At 40.6% G+C, this 3,273-nt stretch carries 4 protein-coding genes; 2 read left to right on the top strand and 2 right to left on the bottom strand.

Features of this window, described 5'->3' with window-relative positions:
* Positions 1-112: 112 nt before the first annotated feature.
* The gene (locus FJR06_RS19345; protein WP_015079472.1) at positions 113-742 is read left to right on the top strand and encodes a DedA family protein; all 630 of its coding nucleotides are present in this window, start codon (positions 113-115) and stop codon (positions 740-742) included.
* 42 nt (positions 743-784) lie between these two features.
* Here FJR06_RS19345 and FJR06_RS19340 read toward each other — a convergent pair whose 3' ends face one another.
* Positions 785-1,984, bottom strand: coding sequence for an argininosuccinate synthase (locus tag FJR06_RS19340; protein ID WP_015079473.1), 1,200 nt, complete (start codon positions 1,982-1,984; stop codon positions 785-787).
* A gap of 137 nt (positions 1,985-2,121) precedes the next feature.
* Here FJR06_RS19340 and FJR06_RS19335 point away from each other — a divergent pair, with 137 nt between their 5' ends.
* Positions 2,122-3,060: a glycosyltransferase family 2 protein gene (locus FJR06_RS19335; protein ID WP_174782892.1), complete on the top strand. Its 939-nt coding sequence runs from the start codon at positions 2,122-2,124 to the stop codon at positions 3,058-3,060.
* Here the strand turns inward: FJR06_RS19335 and FJR06_RS24065 are convergent.
* Positions 3,061-3,273, bottom strand: a 213-nt coding sequence (locus tag FJR06_RS24065) for a hypothetical protein (RefSeq protein ID WP_217359796.1), incomplete at its 5' end; no start/stop codon positions are given.

Here is a 3,273-nt window from a genome sequence, read left to right as displayed (position 1 = left end):
TGACTCCTGACTCCTGACTCCTGACTCCTCCTATTGCGGTTTGATTGACACCCTAGCCAAAAACAAGCAAAGATATGGTAAAGGTAAAAATTTGTAAACTCGGTGGTGCTGGATGTCTTTTGAGCTACTTTCACTAGAAAACATCCAAGAAATTGCTCATAATTATGGTTATTTAGCGATTTTTTTGGGAATATTGCTAGAAAATTTGGGCATTCCTCTTCCTGGAGAAACCGTAACGATTGTTGGTGGTTTCCTTGCTGGTAGTAATGAATTAAATTACTGGCTGGTTCTCGGTAACGCTATTGGAGGTGCTGTAATTGGTGGTAATTGCGGCTATTGGATTGGTAGAGTTGGCGGTTGGCCTTTTCTGCTCCAAGCTGGCAAGATTTTCCGCATTTCCGAAGTCCGACTGCTGAGTATTAAAGAGCAATTTACGGAAAACGCCGCTAAAGCTGTATTTTTTGGCCGCTTTTTTGCCTTATTGCGGATTTTCGCTTCACCACTTGCGGGTATAGCAGAAATGCCCTTTGGTAAATTCCTGATTTATAACGTAGCTGGGGCGACTGCTTGGGGTAGCGTCATGGTGACATTAGCTTTTTTCGCGGGAAGGATTATTTCCCTAGAACAATTGGTGGCTTGGGTAAGTAAATTTGCAATTTTGGCGTTACTTATTTTAGTTGCTGTGATTGCTATACCAATTTGGTTAGAGTCCCGCGAAGTTAAGCAGCAAACAGAAGAGTAGTAAAGATACCCGGCTTCTTTAAGAAGTCGGGTATCTGAATTATTACTTATTCTGCTGCGCCCAAATGCGAGTAGGTAGTCCCCAAACGTAGATAAAGCCTTCTGCGGCTTTGTGATCAAATTGATCTTCTGCGCCGTAGGTGGCTAAATCGGGAGTGTAGAGGGAATTATCACTCCAACGGCCAACTATGGTGGCGTTACCTTTGAAAAGTTTTAACCGCACGACACCAGAAACTTTTTCTTGTGTTTGTTGAATAAAAGCATCTAAAGCTGCTTTGAGTGGGCTGTACCAAAGTCCGTTATATACGAGTTTGGTATAGGTTTCTTCCATACCTCGTTTGTACTGACTGACATCTGCTGTTAAAGTGAGGCTTTCTAAGTCACGGTGAGCGTTAATTAGAACTATCATTGCTGGTGATTCGTAAATTTCCCGTGATTTGATTCCTACCAAGCGGTTTTCAATCATGTCAATCCGCCCAATCCCATGATTACCAATGATTTTATTGAGTTGTTCAATTAACTCCACAGGCTGTTTTGATGTGCCGTTAATGGTGGTAGGAAGCCCTTTTTGGAACCCAATTTCTAGATATTCCGGTTCGTTAGGAGTATCAATTATGGCTTTGGTCATTTCATAGATTTCTTCTGGCGGCTCATTTGCTGGATCTTCCAATGTACCAGCTTCAATACTGCGACCAAGCAAGTTTTTATCTATACTGAACGGAGAAGATTTTTTCACTGGTGCAGGAATACCACATTTTTCACCATAGGCTATGGTTTCCTCCCGACTCATACCCCATTCTCTCGCTGGTGCAAGGATTTTGAGGTTGGGGTTGAGGGCTGTACAGGAGACATCAAAGCGTACTTGGTCGTTGCCTTTGCCTGTGCAACCGTGAGCGATCGCATCTGCACCATATTTTGCAGCGGCTTCCACTAATATTTTAGCAATCAAAGGTCGAGCCAGGGCTGTTCCTAAAGGATAGCGATTTTCATAGAGGGCGTTGGCTTGAATCGCTGGAAACGCGTAGTCTTTAACAAATATATCCTTAACATCCACTACCAAGGATTCACTTGCACCGGATTTCAGGGCTTTTTCTCGAACTGGTTCTAATTCATCTCCCTGACCTAAATCTGCTGCTAGGGTAATTATCTCTTCTACTCCCCACTCTTGCTTTAAATAGGGAATGCAAACAGAAGTATCAACTCCACCAGAATATGCTAGAACAACCTTTTTAGCGCGACCCATGAATTTCTCCACTTAGGAAAACAAAGAATGAGTTATTATTATATCTGACTTGCCTAGCGTATATTTTCTTGTGCAACAGTAACTTTGTTATATTTGTCTTATTCTCAATATGGCCAGTACTTTTTTTGGGTGAAACTGTGTTTTTTAGTATTGTCATTCCTACTTATAATCGCTTACCAATTCTGGAAAAGTGCCTCCGCGCTTTAGAGAGTCAGGAGTTCAGCAACAAAAACTATATAGAAGGTTATGAAGTTGTATTGGTAGATGATGGTTCTACTGATGGTACTTTGAACTGGTTAGCAGTACACAAAGATGAGTTTTCTCATGTCCGCTGTTTTGAGCAGGATCATGCAGGTCCGGCTGCGGCGCGAAATTTAGGTGTGGAAAAAGCCCAAGGTGACACAATTATTTTTATTGATAGTGATTTAGTGGTTTTGTCTAACTTCCTGCAAGCTCATACAAATGCTTTGGTACAAGGAAAAGAGAAATTAGGAAATAACTGTTTTTTTACTTACGGTGCTGTAATAAATACTTGTAATTTTGCCAATCCCACCGCTGAACCCTATAAAATCACAGATTTTTCCGCTGCTTTCTTTGCTACGGGTAACGTGGCTATTCCTAAACGTTGGTTAGAAGAAGCTGGTTTATTTGATAATGGGTTTCAACTTTATGGTTGGGAAGATTTAGAATTAGGTGTGAGGTTAAAAAAATTAGGTTTGCAATTAATTAAATGTCCTGAAGCTGTTGGTTATCATTGGCATCCACCTTTTAGTTTACAGCAAATTCCTAAGTTAATTGATCAGGAAATTCAACGGGGAAGAATGGGAGTTTTGTTTTATCAAAAACATCCTACTTGGGAAGTGAAAATGATGATTCAAATGACTTGGTTTCATCGTTTATTATGGGGAATTCTTTCTGTAAACGGGTTATTGAATGAAAAAACTATGTCCCCATTTTTGCAATGGTTGATTGATTTGGGTAAGCCACAATTGGCTTTAGAAATTGCCCGAATTTTCTTGAATTGGTATAATGTAAAGGGTGTTTATGCGGCTTATTCTGAGATAGAAAGTAAATAATTAAATAATTAAATAATTGTTTCGCGCAGAAGAGCAAAGGTAGGAAGGATATAACAACCCAAAAAACAAAACCCCGTCTAAAAGAATAGAAGGGGCATTGTTGTTAAATAATAAACCTGGCATCGAGCTATTTTCACGGAGGGCTACCCCTAAACTATCGTCGCCGCAGCAGCGTTTCACCTCTGAGTTCGGGAAGGGATCAGTGTGGTTCCA

The organism is Dolichospermum sp. UHCC 0352 (assembly GCF_009711925.1).
GTDB lineage: Bacteria > Cyanobacteriota > Cyanobacteriia > Cyanobacteriales > Nostocaceae > Dolichospermum > Dolichospermum lemmermannii.
This window is presented reverse-complemented; position numbering and strand designations above follow the sequence as displayed.

Excerpts from the sequence above, each read along its gene's own strand:
- FJR06_RS19345 (WP_015079472.1), top strand. The coding sequence starts at position 113 with ATGTCTTTTGAGCTACTTTCACTAGAAAACATCCAAGAAATTGCTCAT.
- FJR06_RS19340 (WP_015079473.1), bottom strand. The coding sequence starts at position 1,984 with ATGGGTCGCGCTAAAAAGGTTGTTCTAGCATATTCTGGTGGAGTTGAT.